The sequence below is a fragment of the Aurantiacibacter xanthus genome (genome assembly GCF_003584015.1).
Taxonomy (GTDB): Bacteria; Pseudomonadota; Alphaproteobacteria; order Sphingomonadales; family Sphingomonadaceae; genus Alteraurantiacibacter; species Alteraurantiacibacter xanthus.
Window position 1 is genome coordinate 39,898 of sequence record NZ_QXFM01000113.1, and the last position, 22,633, is coordinate 62,530.

At 67.0% G+C, this 22,633-nt stretch carries 24 protein-coding genes; 11 read left to right on the forward strand and 13 right to left on the reverse strand.

Annotated features, from left to right (window positions below):
- Positions 1–115: 115 nt before the first annotated feature.
- On the reverse strand, positions 116–1,360 hold the full coding sequence (locus tag D2V17_RS13450; RefSeq protein ID WP_119593320.1) for a threonine ammonia-lyase: 1,245 nt from the start codon (positions 1,358–1,360) through the stop codon (positions 116–118).
- A 71-nt stretch (positions 1,361–1,431) separates the two neighbouring features.
- Between D2V17_RS13450 and D2V17_RS13455 the strand changes: the two genes are divergently transcribed.
- A complete protein-coding gene (locus tag D2V17_RS13455) occupies positions 1,432–2,352 on the forward strand; it encodes an NAD(P)-dependent oxidoreductase (RefSeq protein ID WP_281270587.1) in 921 nt (306 codons plus the stop codon).
- Entirely contained in the window at positions 2,349–4,004 is a 1,656-nt protein-coding gene (locus D2V17_RS13460; protein WP_119593321.1) for an amidohydrolase, read from the forward strand. The genes D2V17_RS13455 and D2V17_RS13460 overlap by 4 nt, the downstream gene beginning before the upstream one ends.
- Here the strand turns inward: D2V17_RS13460 and tatC are convergent, their stop codons facing one another.
- The 9 genes from tatC to D2V17_RS13505 all read right to left on the reverse strand — a co-directional run bounded on the left by tatC (position 4,005) and on the right by D2V17_RS13505 (position 11,470).
- The gene (tatC, locus tag D2V17_RS13465; protein ID WP_119593322.1) at positions 4,005–4,847 is read right to left on the reverse strand and encodes a twin-arginine translocase subunit TatC; all 843 of its coding nucleotides are present in this window, start codon (positions 4,845–4,847) and stop codon (positions 4,005–4,007) included. It lies immediately after the preceding gene.
- A 2-nt stretch (positions 4,848–4,849) separates the two neighbouring features.
- Entirely contained in the window at positions 4,850–5,233 is a 384-nt protein-coding gene (gene tatB, locus D2V17_RS13470; protein ID WP_119593323.1) for a Sec-independent protein translocase protein TatB, read from the reverse strand.
- 29 nt (positions 5,234–5,262) lie between these two features.
- Positions 5,263–5,505: a twin-arginine translocase TatA/TatE family subunit gene (gene tatA / locus D2V17_RS13475; RefSeq protein ID WP_119593324.1), complete on the reverse strand. Its 243-nt coding sequence runs from the start codon at positions 5,503–5,505 to the stop codon at positions 5,263–5,265.
- Between the two features lie 72 nt (positions 5,506–5,577).
- Positions 5,578–6,192: an SMC-Scp complex subunit ScpB gene (gene scpB / locus D2V17_RS13480; RefSeq protein ID WP_119593325.1), complete on the reverse strand. Its 615-nt coding sequence runs from the start codon at positions 6,190–6,192 to the stop codon at positions 5,578–5,580.
- On the reverse strand, positions 6,189–6,932 hold the full coding sequence (locus D2V17_RS13485; RefSeq protein ID WP_119593326.1) for a segregation and condensation protein A: 744 nt from the start codon (positions 6,930–6,932) through the stop codon (positions 6,189–6,191). The genes scpB and D2V17_RS13485 overlap by 4 nt, the downstream gene beginning before the upstream one ends.
- A 144-nt stretch (positions 6,933–7,076) precedes the next feature.
- A complete protein-coding gene (gene nagZ, locus D2V17_RS13490) occupies positions 7,077–8,093 on the reverse strand; it encodes a beta-N-acetylhexosaminidase (protein WP_119593327.1) in 1,017 nt (338 codons plus the stop codon).
- Between the two features lie 84 nt (positions 8,094–8,177).
- Positions 8,178–9,011: an SPOR domain-containing protein gene (locus tag D2V17_RS13495; protein ID WP_191229192.1), complete on the reverse strand. Its 834-nt coding sequence runs from the start codon at positions 9,009–9,011 to the stop codon at positions 8,178–8,180.
- A 4-nt stretch (positions 9,012–9,015) separates the two neighbouring features.
- Positions 9,016–10,764 carry an arginine--tRNA ligase gene (gene argS, locus D2V17_RS13500; protein WP_119593329.1) on the reverse strand — a complete coding sequence of 583 codons (1,749 nt, stop codon included), beginning with the start codon at positions 10,762–10,764 and terminating at the stop codon, positions 9,016–9,018.
- Between the two features lie 55 nt (positions 10,765–10,819).
- Positions 10,820–11,470 (reverse strand): hypothetical protein, encoded by a 651-nt coding sequence (locus tag D2V17_RS13505; RefSeq protein WP_119593330.1) that lies wholly within the window; start codon positions 11,468–11,470, stop codon positions 10,820–10,822.
- A 76-nt stretch (positions 11,471–11,546) separates the two neighbouring features.
- On the opposite strand from D2V17_RS13505, the gene ispH reads away from it, so the two are divergent.
- The 3 genes from ispH to rnhA are packed head-to-tail and all read left to right on the forward strand — an operon-like array spanning position 11,547 to position 13,947.
- A complete protein-coding gene (gene ispH, locus D2V17_RS13510) occupies positions 11,547–12,530 on the forward strand; it encodes a 4-hydroxy-3-methylbut-2-enyl diphosphate reductase (RefSeq protein WP_119593331.1) in 984 nt (327 codons plus the stop codon).
- An 11-nt stretch (positions 12,531–12,541) separates the two neighbouring features.
- Positions 12,542–13,516: a homoserine kinase gene (thrB, locus tag D2V17_RS13515; protein WP_119593332.1), complete on the forward strand. Its 975-nt coding sequence runs from the start codon at positions 12,542–12,544 to the stop codon at positions 13,514–13,516.
- The gene (gene rnhA, locus D2V17_RS13520; RefSeq protein ID WP_119593333.1) at positions 13,513–13,947 is read left to right on the forward strand and encodes a ribonuclease HI; all 435 of its coding nucleotides are present in this window, start codon (positions 13,513–13,515) and stop codon (positions 13,945–13,947) included. The genes thrB and rnhA overlap by 4 nt, the downstream gene beginning before the upstream one ends.
- Before the next feature lie 20 nt (positions 13,948–13,967).
- Here rnhA and D2V17_RS13525 read toward each other — a convergent pair whose 3' ends face one another.
- From D2V17_RS13525 to D2V17_RS13535, 3 genes are read right to left on the reverse strand one after another with little or no spacing between them, the layout of a single operon-like run.
- Positions 13,968–14,150, reverse strand: coding sequence for a YegP family protein (locus tag D2V17_RS13525; protein ID WP_119593334.1), 183 nt, complete (start codon positions 14,148–14,150; stop codon positions 13,968–13,970).
- Positions 14,151–14,207: 57 nt separating this feature from the next.
- Positions 14,208–15,314 (reverse strand): NAD(P)/FAD-dependent oxidoreductase, encoded by a 1,107-nt coding sequence (locus tag D2V17_RS13530; RefSeq protein ID WP_119593335.1) that lies wholly within the window; start codon positions 15,312–15,314, stop codon positions 14,208–14,210.
- 8 nt (positions 15,315–15,322) lie between these two features.
- Positions 15,323–16,234 carry an alpha/beta fold hydrolase gene (locus D2V17_RS13535; protein WP_119593336.1) on the reverse strand — a complete coding sequence of 304 codons (912 nt, stop codon included), beginning with the start codon at positions 16,232–16,234 and terminating at the stop codon, positions 15,323–15,325.
- Between the two features lie 146 nt (positions 16,235–16,380).
- Here D2V17_RS13535 and D2V17_RS13540 point away from each other — a divergent pair, with 146 nt between their 5' ends.
- The 6 genes from D2V17_RS13540 (at position 16,381) to D2V17_RS13565 (ending at position 22,621) form a co-directional block, all read left to right on the forward strand.
- Positions 16,381–16,872, forward strand: coding sequence for an A24 family peptidase (locus D2V17_RS13540; protein ID WP_119593337.1), 492 nt, complete (start codon positions 16,381–16,383; stop codon positions 16,870–16,872).
- Between the two features lie 71 nt (positions 16,873–16,943).
- Complete coding sequence (cpaB, locus tag D2V17_RS13545) at positions 16,944–18,023, forward strand: Flp pilus assembly protein CpaB (RefSeq protein ID WP_119593338.1); 1,080 nt, start codon at positions 16,944–16,946, stop codon at positions 18,021–18,023.
- Positions 18,024–18,045: 22 nt separating this feature from the next.
- Complete coding sequence (locus D2V17_RS13550; RefSeq protein ID WP_425453648.1) at positions 18,046–19,638, forward strand: type II and III secretion system protein family protein; 1,593 nt, start codon at positions 18,046–18,048, stop codon at positions 19,636–19,638.
- 14 nt (positions 19,639–19,652) lie between these two features.
- Positions 19,653–20,303 carry a CpaD family pilus assembly protein gene (locus D2V17_RS13555; protein WP_119593339.1) on the forward strand — a complete coding sequence of 217 codons (651 nt, stop codon included), beginning with the start codon at positions 19,653–19,655 and terminating at the stop codon, positions 20,301–20,303.
- A gap of 5 nt (positions 20,304–20,308) precedes the next feature.
- Entirely contained in the window at positions 20,309–21,601 is a 1,293-nt protein-coding gene (locus D2V17_RS13560; protein ID WP_119593340.1) for a pilus assembly protein CpaE, read from the forward strand.
- 48 nt (positions 21,602–21,649) lie between these two features.
- A complete protein-coding gene (locus D2V17_RS13565) occupies positions 21,650–22,621 on the forward strand; it encodes a type II secretion system F family protein (protein WP_119593341.1) in 972 nt (323 codons plus the stop codon).
- Positions 22,622–22,633 lie beyond the last annotated feature (12 nt).

The window sequence follows — 22,633 nt, forward strand, 5'->3', positions numbered from 1 at the left end:
CGGACCATGCCGAGGGGAATCGCCCGGTTAAAGCATCTTAACCATGTTTGAACGGCTGCGCAGCGTTAATTTGCGCCCGCAGAGCGCCTGAACGCAAGGATTGCCCCGTTCCGGGTCAGTTCAGTTCGACATGACTAACCGAATAGCCCTTCGCCCGCAGCTGTGTGATCAGCGCTTCGAGCTGCACACTGTCGCGCGCCTCGCACTCGATGTCGGTGACGAGGCCCTTGGCCGGCAGATTGGTGAAGATCCGCTGGTGCGAGATTTCGAGGATGTTGACGTTGGCCTCGGCGAATTCGTGCATCACCTTCATCAGCGAACCGGGCCGGTCCTGCAAGGTGATCCGCAGCCGTGCAAGGCGGCCCGAACGGGCCAGATCGCGCAGCAGCACATTGGCGAGCAGACGGGTGTCGATATTGCCGCCGCACAGCACGAGGCCGATGTTGCGCCCGGCAAACCGTTCCTTGTTGGCGAGCACCGCGGCAAGCCCCGCCGCACCCGCGCCCTCGACCACGGTCTTTTCGATCTGCAACAGCAGCGCCACCGCCGTTTCGAGATGCGGCTCGTCGACCAGCACGATGTCGTCGACCAGCTTCGCCACCACTTCGCGGGTGAACTTGCCCGGCTCCTTCACCGCGATGCCCTCGGCCAGCGAATCGCCGCCGCTCGGCATGTCCTTGCCCTTGGTGCAGGCATACATGCTGGGATAGAGGCGCGCCTGAACGCCGATCACTTCGATCCGGCGATCTTCCTCTTCGGCCTTCGCCTTGGCCACCGTGGCCATCCCTGAGATCAGCCCGCCGCCGCCGATGGGCACCACCAGCGTGTCGATCTGGGGCGCGTCGGCAAACATTTCGAGCGCGACAGTGCCCTGCCCCGAGGCCACCGCCGGATCGTCGAACGGGTGGACGAAGGTGAGGCCGAGTTCGGCCTCCAGCTTGCGCGCATGGGCGTAGGCCTCGTCGAAGTTCTCGCCTTCGAGCACGACCTTGCCGCCCACGCTTTCGGTCTGCATCACCTTCACCGTGGGCGTGGTGCGCGGCATCACGATCGTGACCGGCACGCCGAGCCGGGTGCCGTGGTACGACAGGCCCTGCGAGTGGTTGCCCGCCGAGGCGGTGATCACGCCGCGCTTCAGATCGGCCGGATCGAGCTGGAGCAGCTTGTTGAGCGCGCCGCGCTCCTTGTAAGCGGCGGTGAACTGGAGGTTCTCGAACTTGAGCCAGATATTCGCCCCGGTCATCTGCGACAGCGTTCTGGAGAACAGCGTGGGCGTGCGGACCACCGCGTCACCGATCCGGGCGGCGGCGGCGCGGATCGTGTCGATGGTCAGGGCGTTGTCGGAGGCGCTTTCGGTCATGCCGGAGCGCCTAGACCGAAATGGCAGGCAAAGGAAATAGGTGAACGCATGGAGCAAGGCAAAGATTGCGCATCGCGGCGAAGCGCGGCAGGGCTGTGCGCATGAGCAAAGTCGCCTTTCTGGGCCTCGGCGTGATGGGCGCGCCGATGGCAGCCCACCTCGCCCGCGCCGGCCATCAGGTCACCGTTTTTAACCGCACCGCTGCCCGCGCCGAAGCATGGCAGGCGAAGCTGGCAGACGAAGGCCTTGCCGTGCAGGTAGCCGCAACGCCCGCCGAAGCCGCGCAGGGGCAGGACGTGGTGCTCGCCTGTCTCGGCAACGATAACGACCTTGCCGCCGTGATGCTGGGCGATGAGGGCGCGCTGAAGGCGATGCGCGACGGCGCCGTGTTCGTCGATCATACGACGGTTTCGCCCGCCATCGCCCGCACCATTGCTGCGGAGGCGGAAAGCTGCGGGGTCCTCGCTCTCGATGCGCCGGTTTCGGGCGGACAGGCAGGCGCGGAGAACGGCAAGCTCTCGATCATGTGCGGCGGGTCCGATGCGGCGATGGCCGCCGCGCGACCGGTGATCGAGGCCTATGCCGCCCGCATCGTTCATGTCGGAGCGGCAGGCGCGGGGCAGGCAACCAAGGCGGTCAATCAGGTCTGCATCGCGGGCGTGCTGGCGGGTCTGTCCGAAGCTGTCCGGCTGGCGCAGGCCGAGGGGCTGGCGATGGACAAGGTTCTGGAAGCGATTGCAGGCGGCGCGGCGCAGAGCTGGCAGATGGAAAACCGCTGGGCCACGATGGCCGCAGGCGAGTTCGACTTCGGCTTCGCCATCGACTGGATGCGCAAGGATCTCGCCATCGCGCTGGCCGAGGCGAAGGACGCGGGCCTGTCGCTGCCGATCACCGCGCTGGTCGACCAGTTCTATGCGCAGGTGCAGGCCCAGGGCGGCGCGCGGCAGGACACCTCCGCGCTGATCCGCCACCTGCCGGAGGCGACGCGATGAAGCGCCTGCTGCTGGCTTCCGCCATCGCGCTGGCCCTCGCCCCCTCGCCCGCGCTGGCCGATACTTTGTTCGAGAATGTCGATGGCATCTCGATCACGCCCGAGGGCAAGGTCAAGCGCTTCGCCGCCATGGTGGTGAACGACGAGGGGCGGATCACCGAATTGCTCGACTTCGGCGACGGGCCCGAGGGCAAGGTCGACTATCTCGAAGACATGAAGGGCGCACACGTGGTGCCCGGCTTCATTGATAGCCATGCGCATGTGATGGGGCTCGGCCTCGGCACGATGACGCTCGACCTCTCGCAAACCCGTTCGCTGGAAGAGGCGCTGGCGCTGATCGCGGACTATGCTGCCAAGTATCCCGAGCGCCCGTGGCTGCTCGGGCACGGCTGGAATCAGGAGCAATGGGGCCTCGGCCGCTATCCCACCGCCGCCGAACTCGACGCCGTGGTCGGCGACCGCCCGGTCTGGCTGAGCCGGATCGACGGCCATGCCGGTTGGGCCAACTCCGCCGCATTGGCCGCCGCCGAGATCACCGCGCAGACGCGCGATCCGGCGGGCGGACGCATCCTGCGCCTGGGCAATGGCCGCCAGCCAGCCGGCGTACTGATCGACGCGGCGATGGCTCCGGTCGATCAGGCGGTGCCGCCGCCGCTGCCGGAAGACCGCGAGCAGGCGCTGTTCGCGGCGCAGAAGATCTTTTTCGAGCACGGGATCACCGCCGTCGCCGACATGGGCACCAGCCTTGCCGACTGGATGAGCTATCGCCGCGCGGGCGATGCCGGCTGGTTGCAGATGCGGATCATGGCCTATGCGGGCGATCTTGAAGAGATGCTGCTGATCGGCGGCACCGGGCCGACGCTGTGGCTCTATGACGACAAGCTGCGCATGGGCGGGATCAAGGTCTGGCTCGATGGCGCGCTCGGCTCGCGCGGGGCACGTCTGAAGACCGGCTATGCCGACGATCCGGCCAACCTCGGGATTGATGTGACCAGCGGCACCCAGCTGCGCAACATCATGAGCCGCGCCGCGCTCGACGACTTTCAGGTGGCGATCCACGCCATCGGCGATGCCGCCAACGACGAGGCGCTGGCCGCCATCGACGAACTCGCCGCCGAATATCCGGGCGAACGGCGCTGGCGCATCGAACACGCGCAGATCGTCGACCCCGCAGATATTGCCCGGTTCGGCCAGCATGGCGTGATCGCCTCGATGCAGCCCGTGCACATGGCTTCGGACCGGCTGATGGCGGAGGTGCGAGTCGGGCCCGACCGGCTGGCGGGTGCCTATGCCTGGCGCTCGCTCGCCGATGCGGGCGCACTGCTCGCCTTCGGGAGTGACGCGCCGGTAGAGCCGGTGGACGTGCTGGCTGGCCTTGCCACGGCGATCTCCCGGCAGGATGCAGCGGGCGAGCCAGCGGGCGGCTGGATGCCCGAGCAGCGCGTGACCCGCGAACAGGCGCTGGCCGCCTATACCGCCGCCGGAGCCTATGCCGGATATGCCGAGGGCCGCTTCGGCAGCCTGCAGGTGGGCGAGCGCGCCGACTTCGTGGTGCTCGATAACGACCCGCTGCTGACCTCGCCCGAGGAGCTGCGCACCACCCGCGTGTTGCAGACCTGGGTGGCGGGACGGCGGGTGTTCCCGGCGCAGTAATCAGCGCAGGTCGCGGTCGCCGAATTCGGGGGTGGGTTGCTCGGCGCTGGCCGGGGACTCGGCCTCCGGCTCTGCCTCGCCCTCGGCTGCGCGCTTCTTCTCAACCAGGCGCATCAGCAACAGCGAGCCTTCGAACAGGATCAGCAGCGGGATCGCCAGCAGCAGCTGCGAGCCCGGATCGGGCGGCGTGATGATCGCGGCCACCGCGAACACCGCCACGATCACATAGCGGCGCGCCTTGGCCAGCTGCGCGCGTTCGAGAATACCTGCGGTGTGCAGCAACATCAGCAGCACCGGCAAGAGGAAGCTCGCCCCGAAGGCGAGGATGAACTGCATCACCAGCGAGAGGTATTCGTTCGCGCTCGGCAGCGCCTCGATCTTGAGGCCGCCCGCCTCACCCTGAAAGCCGAGGAACCAGGTGAAGGCCGTGGGCATCACCACATAGTAAGCCAGCGCCGCGCCCATGATGAACAGCACCGGGGTGGCAATCAGGAACGGCAGAAAGGCCTTCTTCTCGCGCGCATAGAGCCCCGGCGCGACGAAGGCCCAGATCTGGTTGGCGATGACCGGAAAGCTGAGACAGAACCCGGCGAACACCGCCACCTTCAGCTCGACGAAGAACACCTCGTAAAGCTTGGTGAAGATCAGCTGCCCCTCGCCATTGGGGAAGGCGTTTTTCAAGGGCTGGATCAGGAAGCCGAGGATCGGATCGGCGAAGTAGAAACAGATGCAGAAGGCGATGGAAAAGGCGATCAGCGCCCGCACCAGCCGCCCGCGCAGCTCGATCAGGTGTTCGAGCAACGGAGCCTGCGTGTCGTCGAGATCCTTGATCGAAAACGCCATGGTCAGGCCTGATCGCCCGGCTTGGCGGCGCTCTCGGGCGCAGGAGTGGGTGCAGATTCCACCGGCTTGGCGCTTTCGGCCGAAGCAGGGGGCGGATCCGCGGCCGGGGGCGGATAGGCGCCGGTCGGCTGCATCTCGGCGGGGCCGCCCTGCGGATGCTCACGCATGATGCGGGCGTTCTGCTCTTTCCACTTCTTCTCCATCTCCTCCAGCTCGGCCTCGCGCACCATGGCGTCGATACCGCTGCGGAAATGGCCGGAAATCTTGCGCATCTTCCCGATCCACCGCCCGGCCGTGCGCATGGCGAGCGGCAGGTCCTTGGGACCGATCACGATCACCGCCACAATGACGATGACGAGCAGTTCTGAAGCACCGATGTCGAACATGTCAGCGGACCTTCACGCCGCTTCGCAAATCAGGACGCCGACTTGTCGGTCGCCTTGGCGCTGTCGACCGGTTCCCCGGTGCCATTGGCAGAAGGCGCGCCGATCTGACCGGCGGGCTTCTCGGCAGGCCTGTCGGCCTCTTCGTTCATGCCCTTCTTGAAGCTGGAAATGCCCTTGCCGAAATCTCCCATCATTTCGGAAATGCGGCCACGCCCGAACAGGACGAGCACGACAACGGCGATGATAGCAATCTGCCAGACACTAAGACCCATGAGACAACTCTTCGGTTTGAGGACGCCCCCTCTATAGAGGCGCGAAAGCGGCATGACCAGCGCTGCAAATGCTCAGGACGAAGAATCCTCGCCCGCGTCCGGATCGCTGCCACTGTCCTCATCCGCCCCCATCATCTCGTCGTAGGCCTCGTCGACCGGATCGAGCAGGCCCGCTGCCTTCAGCTCGTCGATACCGGGCAGATCGCGGCGGCTGGCAAGGCCGAAATGGCTGAGAAACTCTGGAGTCGTGGCATAGATCAGCGGCCTGCCCGGCACCTCGCGCCGCCCCACCGAGCGCACCCAGCCCGCCTCCATCAGCACGTCGAGCGTGCCCGATGAGGTCTGCACCCCGCGGATCGCCTCGATCTCGGCGCGGCTGACCGGCTCGTGATAGGCGACGATGGCGAGCAGCTCGGTCGCGGCGCGACTCAGGCGGCGGACCTGCTCGCGCTCGCGCCGCAGCAGGTGGGCAAGATCGGGCGCGGTCTGGAACTGCCAGCGCCCGCCTCGCTCGACCAGCCGCACGCCGCGCTGGGCATAGTGTTCGGCCAGCTCGGCCAGCGCCGGGCCGACCTCCGCCCCTTCGAGGTGAGTCGCGATCTGATCTTTCGTCAGCGGCTCCTCCGCCGCGAACAGGCAGGCCTCGACGGCGCGGACGAGATCGTCGGGGGCATTATCCTCGCTCATGAGGCCATCCGGCGCAGGTGGATCGGGCCGAAGGTCGCCTCCTGCCGCAGTTCAGCCCGGCCTGTGCGCGCCAGCTCGAGCGCGGCGACGAAACTGGAGGCGAGCGCCGAGCGTTTGAGGCGCGGATCGGCATGGGCGGGCAGCATCGAGCGCAGTTCGAGCCAGTCGCGCGTCACCCCGAGCATTGCCGCCACCCGGTCGATGGCCGCTTCGAGGCTCATCACCGGGCGTTCGCGCACCATGTGCACCACCGGCTGGTTGCGCAGCTTGACCTGGCCATAGGCGTTGATGAGGTCGTACCAGTCGCAGGTCCAGGCGCTCTTGGTGAGCACGCGCAGCCCCTCGGGCGCACCGCGAGCGAAAACGTCGCGGCCCAGCCGGTCGCCCGCCATCAGCCGCGCCGCCGCCTCGCGCATCGCGCCCAGCCGTTGCAGCCGCAGTTGCAGCCGGAGTGCCAGCTCTTCCGGGCTCGGGTCTTCCTGCTCCTCGCGCGGGAGCAGCAGCGCGCTTTTGAGGTAGGCCAGCCACGAGGCCATCACCAGATAGTCGGCGGCGATCTCCAGCTTCAGCGCCTCGGCCTGCTCGATATAGGCGATGTACTGGTCGACCAGTTCGAGGATCGAGATCGCCTTCAGGTCGACTTTCTGCCGCCGGGCGAGGTCAAGCAGGAGGTCGAGCGGCCCTTCCCAGCCATCGAGTTCGAGGTAGAGCGCGTCTTCGTTGTGAGCAGCCTCGGTCATCGCGCTACCCTCCCCTCCCGCCTGCGGGAGGGGCAGCGAGACTTGGCAGCTTGCTGGCTAGTCGCAGCGGGGTGGGCCCTGCGGGCCCATGCCCACCCCCGGCCCCTCCCGTGAACGGGAGGGGAGAGTGGGAGCGCCCACGTTTCACGCATTCGCCTCGGTCAGCGCCAGCAGGCTGTCGCGCTTGGCCAACAGGTCTCCTCGGCGGGAGAAATCGGGCACCTGCGGCACAGCCAGCGCCGCATCGAGCCTTGCGTGGGCCGCGTCACTAATCGTCGGCACACGCTCGGCGATACCGCGCATATCGTCCATCTTCGCCCAGCAGTTGAGCACCACGTCGCAGCCCGCCACAATCGCCCGCCCGGCGCGTTCGGGCACGCTGCCCGAGAGCGCCTCCATGTCGACATCGTCGGTCAGCAGCAGTCCGCCAAAGCCGATCTCGCCGCGAATGATCTCCTCGATCACTGTGCGCGAGAGCGTGGCCGGATTGTCCGCATCCCACGCCGTGTAGCGGATGTGCGCCGACATCGCGATCGGCGCATCGGCAAGGCGGCGGAACGGCGCGAGGTCGGTTTCCAGCTCCTCGGCGCGGGCCTCGACCACCGGCAGATCCTTGTGACTGTCGACCATGGCCCGGCCATGGCCCGGCATATGCTTCACGCAGCCGGTCACCCCGCCGCGCGCGAGCCCATCGAGAATCGCGCGGCCCAGAGCGGCGACCCGCAGCGGCTCGCTGCCCAGCGCGCGGTCGCCGATCACGTCGTGCGCGCCCTCCTGCCGCACGTCGAGCAAGGGAAGGAAGTCGACCGTTATCCCGACCTCGGCCAGATCGAGCGCCAGCGCCTCGGCATTGGCGCGGGCGGCCTCGATGGCACTGGCGGGGGCCACATCGTAAAGCTCGGCAAAGCGCGCACCCGGCGGGAACGCGGCCCAGACCGGCGGCTTCATGCGCGAAACGCGCCCGCCCTCCTGATCGATGGAGATGAACAGCCGATCGCGCCCATGCAGGCTGCGCAGCTCGTCGGTCAGCGCGCGCAGTTGCTCACGGCTTTCGATATTGCGGCCGAACAGGACATAGCCCGCCGGGTCGCAATCGCGGAAGAAAGCGCGCTCATCATCGGTCAACGAAAGACCGGAACAGCCGAAAATAGCCGGGATCATGCCGCCAGCTTACGCACAAAAGCGGCTGGCTCGGCAAGGGGGCAGACGGTGCGGGCGGGGAAAAGTCCCCGCCTCACACGATCCTTAGCGCTTCACCTGGCAATCGCCACCGGCAGCGCGGATCGAACGACAGGCCCCCTCGGCCGCCGAGGTCGAGCTGGCCATCGCCTGCAAACGGTAAACGGTCGCCCCGTCGACAACGGCTTCCTCGATCCGGTGGCTGAGGCCCGTCAGCGCCTCGTAGCGGTTGCGCACATCGTTCCAGCCCTGCTCGGCCCGCGCGCGGCTGGAATAGGCGGCGACCTGAATCGGCACCCCGCTCACGCTGCTCGCGGTGGCGGTGGGCGAAGGGGGCGGGGTTGGCGTCGCGCTGGCAGTCGCTGCGGCCTGCGTGCGGTCGATGCTAGGGGTCGGGCTGCTGTCGGTGCTGGCGAGCTGCGAATCGCGGCTCTGCCCCTCACCCACCTCGAAACTCATGTCGCCGGTGCCCGCCACTTCGGAGCCGCCGGGATTGTCGGGAGCGGTGCGATAGGGCTCTTCCGGCGCGGTAATCGTGGTGCCTTCGGGTTGCAGACCCTCGTCCTTGGCCGGCTGCGACAGGAACCACAGCAGCGCGAGCAGGCCAAGCAGGGCCGCCAAGGCCACCACCGCCAGCGCCACCAGCCGACCGACATCGACGCCGCCCTCGTCATGGTCGTCATCCGATTCGAGCCACGGCAGCCGCTCGTCCATATCGGCCAGCATCAGCGGTTCTTCGGGCATGGCATCGGAATGGTCGGGCTGCGTCAGCGGCTGCTCCGGCGTCTGTTCCGGCGTCTGATCCTGCCCGATCACGCGCCCGACGCCGTTGTCGCCATCGACGTTGCCCAGATGATCGGCAAAGCCCTTATTGTTCCGATCACCACCACCACTCTGCATTGCCTTACAACTCCTCCACCGCCTCGACCCCGAGGATCGCCAGCCCATTGCGGATAACCTGCCCAATCTGCAGGGCGAGGAAAAGCCTTGCCCCCGAAAGGGTTAATTTCTGTGCCACAATGATGCGTTTTTCCGGATCGTCGTTGCCCATGTTCCACCAGCCATGGAGCGCCCCGGCCAGTTCGTAGAGGTAAAAAGCGATGCGGTGCGGCTCACGCGCGCGCGCCGCCGCCTCGACCTCGCGCGGGAACTGCGCGGCGAGCTTGATCAGCGCCAGTTCGTCCTCGCCCAGCAGCGCCGCCTGATCGGACAGCGGCTCAACACCTTCGCCCGCCGCGCGGCGCAGGATCGAGCAGATCCGGGCATGGGCGTACTGGACGTAGAACACCGGGTTGTCCTTGCTGGTCTCGACCACCTTCACGAAGTCGAAGTCCATCTGGGCATCGGGCTTGCGGGTCAGCATCGAGAAGCGGACCACGTCCTTGCCCACTTCCTCCACCATATCGGCAATGGTGACGAAGTTGCCGGAGCGCTTGGACATTTTCGCAGGTTCACCGTCGCGCAGCAGCTGCACCATCTGCACCAGCTTGACGTCGAACGGGATCACCTTGCCCTCGCCCTCGGCCAGCGCGGCGACGGCGGCCTTGATGCGCTTGACCGTGCCGGCATGGTCGGCGCCCCAGATGTCAATCAGCGCGTCGGCGCTTTCGGCCTTCTGCATGTGATAGGCGAGGTCGGCGCCGAAATAGGTCCACTTGCCGTCGCTCTTCTTGATCGGGCGGTCCTGATCGTCGCCGAACTTGGTGCTGCGGAACAGCGGCAGCTCGACCGGCTCCCAGTCTTCCGGCGGGGCCTTGCCCTTGGGCGCTTCGAGCACGCCATCGTAAACGAGATCATGCGCGCGCAGCCACGCTTCGGCTTCTTCGGGCTTGCCCGCAGCCTGCAGTTCGGCCTCCGACGAGAACACATCGTGCTGAATGCCGAGCATGGCAAGATCGGCGCGAATCTGGTCCATCATCGCCGCGACCGCCTTGCCGCGGAACAGCAGCAGCCACTCGCTTTCGGGCGCATCGCGATAGGTGTCGCCGAATTCCTCGGCCAGCAGCTTGCCGATGGGCTTGAGGTATTCGCCCGGATACATCCCGGCCGGGATCTCGCCGATGTCCTCGCCCAGCGCCTCGCGATAGCGCAGGTGTGCCGAGCGGGCGAGCGTATCGACCTGACTGCCCGCGTCGTTGACGTAATATTCCTTGGTCACCGCGTGCCCGGCATATTCGAGCAGGTTGGCCAGCGCATCGCCCACCACCGCGCCGCGGCAGTGGCCCATGTGCATCGGCCCGGTCGGATTGGCCGAGACATATTCGACGTTGACCCGCGTGCCCTCGCCCATCACCGAACGGCCATAGTCGCTGCCCAGACTGGCGATCGCGGCCAGCTCGTCTTCCCAGGCCTTGCGGTCCAGCCGCAGGTTGATGAAGCCCGGCCCCGCAATTTCGGCCGAGACAATCGCCGGATCGCGGCGCAGGTGCTCGACGATCTTCTCCGCCAGCGCGCGCGGATTGGTGGCGGCGGGCTTGGCCAGCACCATCGCGGCATTGGTTGCAAGATCGCCATGCGACGGGTCGCGCGGCGGCTCCACCGCGACATTGGCGCGGCTTACGCCTGCGGGCAGCACGGCTTCGGCTTCAAGCGCCGAGAGCACGGCATCGATACGGGCCGCAAAGGCGGCATAGAGCGTTTGGATATCCGACATGGCGCGCCGTTAGCCCAACCGCGCGTCCATATCCAGCGGGCGTTAGCGCCCTGCCCTATCGCGTAGCGTTGTAGGCGAGTTGCTCTTCGGTCAGCTGGAAGCCGATCAGCAGCTCGAACGTGGCCTTGGCCACGGCGGCGCGCACATCGGGCTCGGTCAGCGGATCGATGGCGGCCGAATCCTCACCCGCGCGGCGCTTGCGGGTGATCCGCTCGCGAATGTCGTCGGGCAGAGTTGCCTCGGCCCGGTCGACCCATGCCTCGGCACTGCCGCTCGCCTGCGCGCGCGCCTGTCCGTCGGCAAAGGTCAGCTGCACCGTGCCCACGCGCTTGGCCACGACATTGTCGTTTCCGCGCACCACGGTGGAGAAATAGGGCAGCTCGACCGTGCGCGCGCCCGCCGTATCCTCGCGGCTGGCGATCACATCGAATGTGGCCGAGGTAAACACCTGACCGCCATTCTCGTCGCAGGTGGAGCGCACATTGGTGATATAGGCGGTCACGTCCATGGCATCGAGCGTGCGCGCATCGGCGGGGGTGAAGGTGGTGATGTCGCCGGTGTAGATCGGCACGCCCACCGCCGGGCAGGTCGAGCGCAGCGCGGTGATGCCGACGCCCTGCTCGATCACGATATCGCCCTCGCTCCGGCAGCCGGCCAGAGCCAGAAGTGCGGCCAAAGCGCCGGTGGCGATAATCCTCGGATGCATCGAATGTCCTCGCATATGCTTGTGGCGGGTGCCCTAACTCTTTCGCCGCGCGGTCACAAGCGCTAGAGGCCCGGATATGAACGCCCCCTTTCCAAGCCCCTCGCCCGACGACGCGGCCAAGCCCGCACTGATCGCGCTGATTGCCGCACCGCGCGGTTTCTGCGCCGGGGTCGACCGCGCCATCGAGATCGTCGAGCGCGCGCTTCAGCGCTATGGCGCGCCGGTCTATGTCCGCCACGAGATCGTCCACAACAAATATGTGGTCGAGAACCTGCGCGCCAAGGGCGCGGTGTTCGTGGAGGAGCTGGACGAGGTGCCCGCCGATGGCCACGTGGTGTTCAGCGCGCACGGCGTGCCCAAATCCGTCCCGGCAGAAGCCGAGCGGCGCGAGCTGACCTATCTCGACGCCACCTGCCCGCTGGTGAGCAAGGTCCACCGCCAGGCCGAACGCCAGATCGAAAAGGGCCGCCACATCATCTTCATCGGCCATGAGGGCCACCCCGAGGTGATCGGCACCATGGGTCAGGTCGAGCCGGGTGAGATGACGCTGGTGGAAACGGTGGCGGACGTGGCTGCCCTGCCCTTCGCGAAGGACGTTCCGCTCGCCTATCTCAGCCAGACCACACTCTCGGTCGACGACACCGCCGAGATCATCGCCGCGCTCGAAGCGCGCTATCCCGAGATCGCCGGGCCCAAGGCGGAAGACATCTGCTATGCCACCTCCAACCGGCAGGCAGCGGTCAAGCGGATCGCCCCGGCGAGCGATCTGGTGCTGGTGATCGGCGCGCCCAATTCGTCCAATTCGCTGCGGCTGGTCGAGGTGGCCGAACGTTGCGGCACCGAGGCGAAGCTGATCCAGCGCGCCGACGAAATCCTGCCCGAATGGCTCGACGGCGTCGGCACCGTGGGCGTCACCGCCGGGGCCTCCGCGCCCGAGCGGCTGGTGCGCGAGGTGATCGAGCGGCTCGGCGAATGGCGCGCGGTGGAAGAGCGCACGCTCGTTTCCGCCGAGGAAAAGATGGTGTTCAAGCTGCCGCGCGAACTCGCCGACAGCGAATAGGGACTTCCATCTTGGCCGTTTATACGCAGCTTTCCGCCGAGACGCTCGCCGAGCTGATCGCGCACTACGACGTGGGCGAGCTGGTCTCGGCCAAGGGCATTGCCGAGGGCGTGTCCAATTCCAACTGGCTGATCGACACGACCGGCAGGGATGGCGCAGGCGCGCGCTTCATCCTCACCATGTACGAGAAGCGGATCGAGCTTTCCGACCTGCCGTTCTTCCTCGACCTGCTTGACCATCTGGCCGCGCAAGGCTGTCCCGTGCCGCGCACGATCCACGACCGTGAGGGCGCGTCGTTCCGCTGGCTTGACGGCAAGGCCGTGGCGCTGATCGAGTTCCTGCCCGGCGTCTCGGTCGACCATCCTACGCAAGGGCAGGCCTTTCATGTCGGCGCGGTGCTGGCCAGGATGCACCTTGCCTCGGAGAGCTTTGCCGCGAGCCGCGCCAACACGCTGGGCCCCGAGACCTCCGCCCAGGTGCTGGGCGACTGCGGCGAGGCGGCGCTGGCCGAAATCGACCCCGCGCTGCCCGCCACCATCGCCGAGGCGCGCGCCGTGGCGGAAAGCTGGCCCGCCGACCTGCCGCGCGCGATCATCCACTCCGACCTGTTCCCCGACAACGTGCTGATGCGCGGCGACGAGGTCTGCGCGCTGATCGACTTCTACTTCGCCTGCACCGACGCCATGGCCTACGATCTGGCCGTGACGCACGCGGCCTGGAGCTTCTCCGCCGACGGGCGCAGCTATCGTCCCGAAATCGGGCAGGCGCTGGTGCAAGGCTATGAATCGGTGCGCAAACTTGGCAGCGACGAGCGGGAGGCCCTGCCTTTGCTCGCGCAAGGTGCGGCGCTGCGCTTCGTCTCCAGCCGCGCGCAGGACTGGATCGAGACGCCCGCCGATGCTCTGGTCACGCGCAAGGACCCGATGGCCTTTGTGCGCCGGCTGGAGTTCTATCGGCGCGAAGGCAAAGAAGTGTTTACGGCATGAAAGAAGTCGAGATTTTCACCGATGGCGCCTGCAAGGGCAATCCCGGCCCCGGCGGCTGGGGCGCGCTGCTCAGGATGGGCCCGCACGAGAAGGAGCTGTCGGGCAGCGAGCCCGACACCACCAACAACCGGATGGAAATGACCGCCGTGCTGCGCGCGCTCGGTGCGCTGATCGAACCGTGCCACGTGCGCCTGCACACCGACAGCCGCTATGTCATCGACGGCATGACCAAGTGGATTCACGGCTGGCAGAAGCGCGGCTGGATCAATGCCAGCAAGAAGCCGGTGCGCAATGCCGACCTGTGGCATGACCTGATCGAGGCCGCCCGTGTCCACGAGATCGAATGGATCTGGGTGCGCGGCCACTCGGGCCATGTGGAGAACGAGCGGGTCGATCGCCTCGCGAGCGACGCGGCCGACTCCGCTCGATAAATCGGATCCGGGGCTGTTAATCAGGCGTCGGAGTTATCGACGACCTCGGCCTTGGGGCCGTTCTGCTTGATCGATTCGATGGCATTCTTCGCGCTTGCCTTGGAAGCATAGCCTTCGGTCGAGAACATGATTTCCGAATTGTACTTGAAGCGGACCCGGAATTCTCCGGCCTTATCCTTGTAGATTTCGAAGTGGTGAGCCACGAACTTGTCCTCTCTTTGCTAAGGGCAGACGAACTATAACATTTCGCAAGCCGCTGGCTAGCCGAAGCGGGCCGCTGCGTAGGGCGCCGGATCGATGCCCTGCGTCATCGCATCGGCCTCGCGGCCCAGCAGCAACTGTGCGCCCAGCCGTGCTCCCGCAGGGGCCGTCTGGATGCCGTAGCCGCCCTGCCCCGCGTACCAGAAAAAGCCCTCCTGCCGAGCGTCGAACCCATAGACCGGTGCACGGTCGGGGGCGAAGCTCCTGAGGCCTGCCCACTTGTGCTCGACCGCCTCGATGCGCCAGTCGACCACCTGTTCGAACCGGTCGATGGCAATGGCCACGTCCAGCTCTTCGGGCGCGGCGTCGCACGGCTCGCTCGGCGTCTCGTCATGCGGGCTGAGCCACAACTTGCCCCCCTCGGGCTTGAAATAGAAGCGGCCCGCCAGATCGAGCACCACCGGAAGCTCGGGCGGCACTGCCGGGGCACAGCGCAATTGCGCGATGGTGCGGCGCAAGGGCGTGATCCCGAGCGGTCGGGCACCGCAGGCGCTGGCGACCTCGTCGGCCCAGGCCCCGGCGGCATTGACGATCACGCCGGCGCGCAGTTCGCCCGCCGCGCCGAGATCGGCAAGCCAGCCGCCCCCCTCGCGTTCCGCCCGATGCAGGCGATGATGGGTGCGGATTTCCACCCCGCCAGCGCGCGCACGGGCGAGGAACTGCTGATGCAGGCCCGCCACGTCGATATCGGCGCAATGCGGCTGGGTGATCGCGAGGTTCCACTCAGGCCGAATTCCCGGCACGATGGCGCGAATCGCCTCGCCGCCGATCCGCTCGATGGTCACGCCGCTATCGGCAAAGCGCTCCATGAAGGCATCGACCGCCGCACGGTCCTGCTCACGCGAAAGATAGAGCGCCCCGCGCGGGGTGAGAAAGCCGCCCTCGCGCAGCGCCTTGCCCGAGGCCATGGTCAGCGGAACGATCTCCGGCCCGCCATAGCACTCCTCCCAGAACGCGGCGGAGCGACCAGTGGTGTGATAGCCCGGCTGGCTCTCGGCCTCGACCACCACCACCCGGCCCGCGCCGTGTTCGGCCAGTTCGGCGGCGATACTCGCCCCGGCAATTCCGGCCCCGACGACCAGAATGTCGCAATCAAGCGCGCTCATTTCTGCTGCTATTCCTTGTTCGTGGTTCGCCGCGCGAGGAAGTCGTCGATCGCGGCCAGCGCCCGATTGCGCACCGGATCGACCTCGCGCAGGATTTCGTGGTGCGCCTCCGGCCCGAATTCGAGCAGCTGCGCATCGGGCAGCCGCCGCGCGGCCACGCGGATCGCGGCGGGACTGACGAGCTTGTCGGTCGCGGCGGCTACGATCATCACCGGCACATCCAAACTCTCAAGCGCACCGGGCGCAAACAGCTTGCCGGTCGAGCGCGTCGCCGCCGCCAGCCAGCCCCAGCTGCCCGGCCCCAGTTTTAGCTCCGGGCGGGCCTCGCGCCAGAAGTGTTCGTCCTCATAGCGCGCCTTGTCGTGCGTGAGCAGCGACTGGCGCGCGCTCGGCCTGCTGCCGGGCTTCTCGCTCATCTTCCAGGCCGCGCGGCGCGGATCGCCCAGCCGCACCATCGCATCGGCCACCAGCCGCTTGGCGAACAGCGGCAGATGCTCGGGAAAGATGTCGAGCATCGGCGCCGACAGCACCACTGCCGCCGGACGCGGCTTCAGCACGCCTTCAACCGCCGCGCGCAGCACCAGATGACCGCCCATCGAATGCCCCGCCAGCACCAGCGGCCCCGCGCGCCCTTCGGCCCAGTCGGCCCAGAGCGCGGCAAGATCGCTTACCCAGATGCCGAAATCGTCGATATGGCCCGCATCGCCCAGGCCCAGCCGCCCCGAGCCGCCCTGCCCGCGCCAGTCAGCCGCGCTGACCTGCCAGCCCGCCAGCCGCCAGTGCTCGAAGCTTTCGAGATATTTCTCATAGGCATCGCCGCGCCCGGCCATGAACAGCAGGTGTCCGCGCGGCTTCACCCCGGCGGGCGGGGCAGGCCAATCGATCCGGCGGATGGGATGGCCATCGGCGGCATGCCACATGGTTTCGCTCGCCGCTGCCGGAATGGCGCGCCGGTCGAACGCGGCGGCTTGGTGCGACTGGTGAATGGCGACCTCCCGAGCTTGGTTACTGTTTCGTAAGCACTAAGAGCTAGCACCCGTGCCCAAGGGGAACCCACGGGGGCACGATGGTTGACGATCCATTCCAGTACGGACTGCTGTGCGCCTTGGCAATTGCACTGCTGATTGCCGCCTTCACCGACATCCGCAGTCGCCGCATCGCCAACTGGCTGAACGGTGCCATCGCGCTCGGCGCGCCGCTTTACTGGTTTGCCAGCGGCATGGCGCTGTGGCCCGATGTCGCCTGGCAACTGGGGCTGGCACTGGCGACATTCGCAGTGCTCTCGCTGCTGTTCGCGATCCGCGCGATGGGCGGCGGCGACGTCAAGCTGCTGACCGCGCTGGCCTTGTGGATCGCGCCAGCCTCGTTCCTCAAGCTGCTGATGATGATGGCGTTGCTGGGGGGCGTGCTCACCATCGGGCTGGGCCTGTGGCACGTCGCACGGCGCCAGAAGGACAAGCTGACGATTCCCTATGGCGTGGCGATCTCGCTGGCAGGCCTATGGGTCATTTACGGGCTGATCCAGCCAGCCCTGCCAGGACACCCGATAGCGGGGTGAACCCGATTTTAACCCTCACAACCTAGATTCGCGACACCAAGCCGCAAGGACCTGAAGGGGCGTAAGGTACCATGGACAAAAAGAAACTCGTATTGCTGGTCGCAGCACTGGTCGTCGCGGTGGGCACCGCGCTGGCCGCGCGCAGCATGTTTGCGGGTGCCGCTGCGCCGCAAGCGGCAGCGGTCACGGTCGAGCCGCAAGGCCCCAAGGTGCTGGTTGCCAAGCGCAGCCTTCCGGTCGGCACCATCATCACCGCCGATGCCGTCGGCTATCAGCAGTGGCCGAAGGAGCTGATGCAGGACGCCTACTTCATCGATGGCGAAGTCAACATGGAGAGCCTGCTCGGCACCGTCGTGCGCAACACCATCACCGCCGGCGAACCGGTCACGCAGGGCGCGCTGGTCGCGCCGGGCGACCGTGGCTTCCTCGCCGCAGCCCTCGGGCCGGGCATGCGTGCCGTGTCGGTGCCGGTATCGGCCCGCACCGGCGTTTCGGGCTTCGTCTTTCCGGGCGACCGGGTCGACCTCGTGCTGACCCAGAGCGTGGCCGGCGACAACGAAGGCGGGGCGCTCAACACCTCCGAAACGGTGCTGTTCAACCTGCGCGTGCTCGCCACCGACCAGGACACCGAAAGCGTCACCAACGAAGACGGCAAGACCGTGGTCCGCCAGTTCCGCGCCGTCACCCTCGAAGTGACCCCGCGCATCGCCGAAAAGATCGCCGTTGCCCAGACCATCGGCACGCTCAGCCTGTCGCTGCGCTCGATTGCCGACAACCAGTCCGAACTCGAACGCGCGCTGGCCTCGGGCGACATCAGCCTGCCCGACAACGCCAGCAAGGAAGAGGAAGAGGCGCTGCTGCGCACCGCCGTCTCCCGCCCGCGCGATAACGCCACCACCTATGTGACCGGCGGCGACGTGTCGCGCTTCCAGCGCAGCACCATGCCGCGCCGCGCGCCGCAAGGCGGTGAAGGAGGCGGCACGACGCAGGGCATGTTCAGCCCGGTCGGGCAGATGGTCGATACCGTTACCGCCGCCGCGCCGCGCGGCCCCACCGTCCGCGTGACGCGCGGCAAGGATACCACCGTCGAGCCGGTTGGCCGGGCGGGCGCCATGCTCGATCGCGGCGCCGCCGCGACCAGCCAGCGCTGAGGCCGAGAGCAAGGTGACAGTCATGAGCCAGATCATTCCGCCATCGCATCCCGGCACATTCGCCAACCTGAAAGGCAAGTCGATGCACAGCCGCCTTACCAAGATCGCGCTGAGCGCGGTCTGCACCCTGGCCCCGCTGGCCGCCGTGCCGGCTGGCCCGGCACAGGCCCAGGGCATGATCGCCCCGGCGCAGGATATCGTCCTCTCGATCGGGCGCGGCGAACTCGTCAACGTGCCCGGCTCGATGACCGACGTCTTCGTCGCCAACGACCAGGTGGCCGACGTTCAGGTCAAGTCGCAGCGCCAGCTGTTCGTGATGGGTCTGGCAGGCGGCGAGACCACGATCTACGCCAGCAATGCGGGCGGCGACATCATCTGGTCGGCCAATGTCCGCGTGGGTTCGAACATCGATTCGATCGATCAGATGCTGGCGCTGGCCATGCCCAGCGCCAAGGTCAACATCTCCACCATGGGTTCGAACACCGTGCTCCTGACCGGCACCGTGGCTGCACCCGAGGATGCCGCCGAAGCCGAACGCCTCGTCTCGGCCTTCGTCGGCGAGCAGGCCAACGTGATCTCGCGGCTGCGCATGGCAACCCCGCTGCAGGTGAACCTGCGTGTGCGCTTCGCCGAGGTGAGCCGCTCGCTGGTGCGCTCGCTCAACGCCAACATCACCACCGTGGACGGCGGCGACGGGTTCCAGTTCGGCCTCGGCCGCGGGCGCAGAAACTTTGCTACCAGCTTCGTCCCGGGCAGGCCGCTCAGCGTCGGCAACACCGCTGGCGGCACCACAATCACCCCTCAGGATGGCGCCACCACCCTTGGCGGAGCGGGCCGCTTCCTCGGTCTCGACATCGCCGGGGCGCTCGACCTGGCGGAAACCGAGGGTCTCGTCACCACGCTGGCGCAGCCCAACCTCACCGCGCTGTCGGGCGAAACCGCCGAATTCCTCGCTGGCGGCGAATTCCCGATCCTGGTCCCGCAGGCGCTGGGCACCAATTCGATCGAATACAAGAAATATGGCGTCAGCCTCAGCTATGCCCCCACGGTGCTTGCCAATGGCCGCATCTCGATGCGCGTGCGCCCGGAAGTGTCCGAGCTGTCGACGCAGGGAGCGATCAGCCTCGGCGGCAACTCGATCCCCGGCCTCACCACGCGCCGCGCCGAAACCACCATCGAGCTGGGTTCGGGTGAGAGCTTCATGATCGCCGGGCTGTTGTCGAACAACGCCACCAGCGTAATCGACAAGACCCCCGGCGTGGGCGACCTGCCGATCCTCGGCAACCTGTTCCGCTCCAACGAGTTCCAGCGCGGCGAGACCGAGCTGGTGATCGTCGTCACCCCCTATCTGGTGAAGCCGGTCAACGACAGCGAGATCCGCCTGCCGACCGATGGCTATGCCTCGCCCAACTTCGGCGAGCAGGTCTTCCTCAACCGCCGCAACGCGGTCGACGCAGGAACCGCCCGACCGATGCCGCGCGCAGCCGGGGAAGCGGACGCCAATCCGTCGGTAAGCGCCGCCGAGCAGAGCGATGCGATGCTGGCCGAGGGCGCGCCCGGAGCCGCTCCTGCCCAATCCGCCGCGGCTGCCCGCCCCGGCTTCAGCCTGAACTGAGAAGGGTTCTGACGATGACCAACAGCCGCAACCGCGCCGCCACCCCGGTCCTGGCCCTCTCGCTCGCGCTGGGTCTGGCCGCCTGCGCGAACACCAACCCCGCACACAACAGCACGCTCAACTCGGTTCATCAGCCGGTCGTCGAGCGCAACACCTACACGCTCGACCTTGCCACCAATGCCGGCGGCCTGCCGATCAGCGAACAGCAGCGGCTGGCCAACTGGTTCGAGGCGATGGACATCGGCTATGGCGACCGCATCGCAATTGACGCCGCGGTCGACAACCCGTCCGTGCGCGAGAACGTGGCCGCCATCGCCAGCCGCCACAGCCTGCTGCTGAGCGACGGCGCTCCGGTGACCGAAGGCTTCGTCGATCCGGGCAAGGTGCGCGTGGTCGTCACCCGGTCGCGCGCCTATGTTCCGAACTGCCCTGACTGGTCGGCCAGCGAAGGTACAACACTGGGCAACAACACCTCGCCCAACTTCGGCTGTGCGGTCAATTCGAACCTCGCCGCGATGATCGCCGATCCCGAGCACCTGCTCGAAGGCGCACGCGGCACGGGCGAAACCACGGTGATGACCTCGACCCGAGCGATCCAGACCTATCGTGAAATCAGGCCCTCGGCCGCCCAGGGTGTGACCGCAAACGCCAGCACGGGGAATTAAACAAGATGAGCGCAGCCTGGAAACCCGGCCCCTTGGGCAACCGCGATATCTTCGCCGCCTATATCTGCGACGATGCCGCGCTCGACGTGCTGCGTCCGGTCGTCAGCGAGATGGGCTGGCAGAGCGAGAAGTGCAACAAGGGCGGGCTGCGCAACGCGGTGCAGTCGCTGGCAATCTCGGCCAGTCCGGCGATCCTGATGGTCGATCTCAGCGAAAGCGGCGATCCGCTCAACGATATCAACGCGCTGGCCGAAGTCTGCGAACCGGGCACGGTGGTGATCGCCATCGGTCAGGTCAACGACGTGCGCCTCTACCGCGACCTGCTCTCCAGCGGCATTCACGACTATCTGCTCAAGCCGCTCTCGCCCAATCAGCTGCGCGATTGCCTGACCCAGGCCCAGGCCGTGTTCAGCAACCCGCGCGGGGCCGATGGCGGCGAGGATCGCGAGCATATCGCCACCGCAGTGGTGGGCACGCGCGGCGGGGTCGGCGCCTCGACGCTGGCGACCTCGCTCGCCTGGCTGTGCTCGACCGAGCACAACCGCTCGACCGCCCTGCTTGATCTCGACGTGCACTTCGGCACCGATGCGCTGTGCCTCGATCTCGAACCGGGGCGCGGCCTGACCGACGCCATCGAGAACCCCAGCCGCATCGACGGCCTGTTCATCGAGCGGGCGGCGATCCGCGCCAACGAAAATCTGGCGATCATGTCGGCCGAAGCACCGATCAATTCGCCGCTGATGACCGACGGCACCGCCTTCCTGCAATTGCAGGAGGAGTTTCGTTCCGCCTTCGACATGACCATCGTCGACCTGCCGCGCAACATCCTCATCAACTTCCCGCACCTGCTGGCCGAGGTGCATGTCGTGGTGCTGGTGTGCGAGCTGACGCTGGCCTCGGCGCGCGACACCATCCGCATCCTGTCGTGGCTGAAGAGCAATGCGCCCAACGCCCATCCGCTGGTGGTGTGCAACAAGGTCCAGCCGGGTGTGGCCGAAATCTCCAGGGCCGATTTCGAAGCCTCGATCGAGCGCAAGATCAACTACGCGATTCCCTTCGACCAGAAGGCGGCGGTCAATGCTGCCAAGCTTGGCCAGACCTTCGCCGAAGCCAACACCAACGCCAAGGCGACCGCCCCGATCTGCGAGATCGCCCGCCTCATTGCCGGCATCAGCGAAGATGACGGCGCGGCGCTGGCCAACTCGTCGAAGGGAGGCTCGTCGCTGCTCGGCAAGCTCGACCTCAAGGCGCTGCTCGGCGGCTCGAAGGCCAAGGCCAAGGCAACTGCGGCGCAGTAAGACACAACGCGGCTCCCGGCGGGCATGACCGGCGAAAGAAGGTAGACGATGAACATCCTCCAGCTCCTGCTTGTCGGCACCGGCCTCATGACGCTGATGGTTCTCGGCTACCTTCTGCTGGCCGGACCCAATCCCGCCAAGGAAAGCGCGCGCCGCCTGCAAGCCGTGCGCTACCGCCATTCGGAAAGCACCACCGACAAGGTCGAAAGCCAGCTCAAGAAGGCGATCGCCGCGCGCCGGCCCAAGGCCTATCGCATCGCCGGGTCAGGATCGCGCGGCGAGGCGCTCGCCCTGCGGCTGGCCCGCACCGGCATGAGCTGGACCGTCACGCAGTACATCTATGCCTCCATCGGCCTCGCGGTGATACTGGCCGGGCTGTTCTACTTGCAAACGGGGGCCGCCCTGCTGGCGCTCGGCCTCGGGCTGATGCTGGGGGCGGGTATTCCGCATCTGGTGGTCAGCCACTTCATCAAGCGGCGGATAAACCAGTTCACCGCCAAGTTTCCCGATGCCATCGAACTGCTGGTGCGCGGCCTGCGTTCGGGCCTGCCGGTGTCCGAGACGCTGAGCGTGGTGGCAACCGAAGTGCCCGGACCGGTCGGCGCGGAGTTCCGCAGCGTGGTCGAACGCATCAAGATCGGGCGCACGATGGAAGAGGCGCTGCAGGAAACCGCCGACAAGCTGAACACACCCGAATTCCAGTTCTTCGTCATCACGCTGGCCATCCAGCGCGAAACCGGCGGCAACCTCGCCGAAACGCTCTCGAACCTGTCGGACGTGCTGCGCAAGCGTGCGCAGATGAAGCTCAAGATCAACGCGATGAGTTCGGAATCGAAGGCTTCGGCCTATATCGTCGGCGCGCTGCCGTTCATCGTGTTCATCCTGATCTACTGGATCAACCCCGGCTACATCGGTGGCTTCTTCACCGAAGACCGCCTGATCGTGACCGGCATCGGCGGGCTGATCTGGATGACCATCGGCGGCTTCATCATGGCCAAGATGGTCAGCTTCGAGATCTGAGCGAGGAAGGAC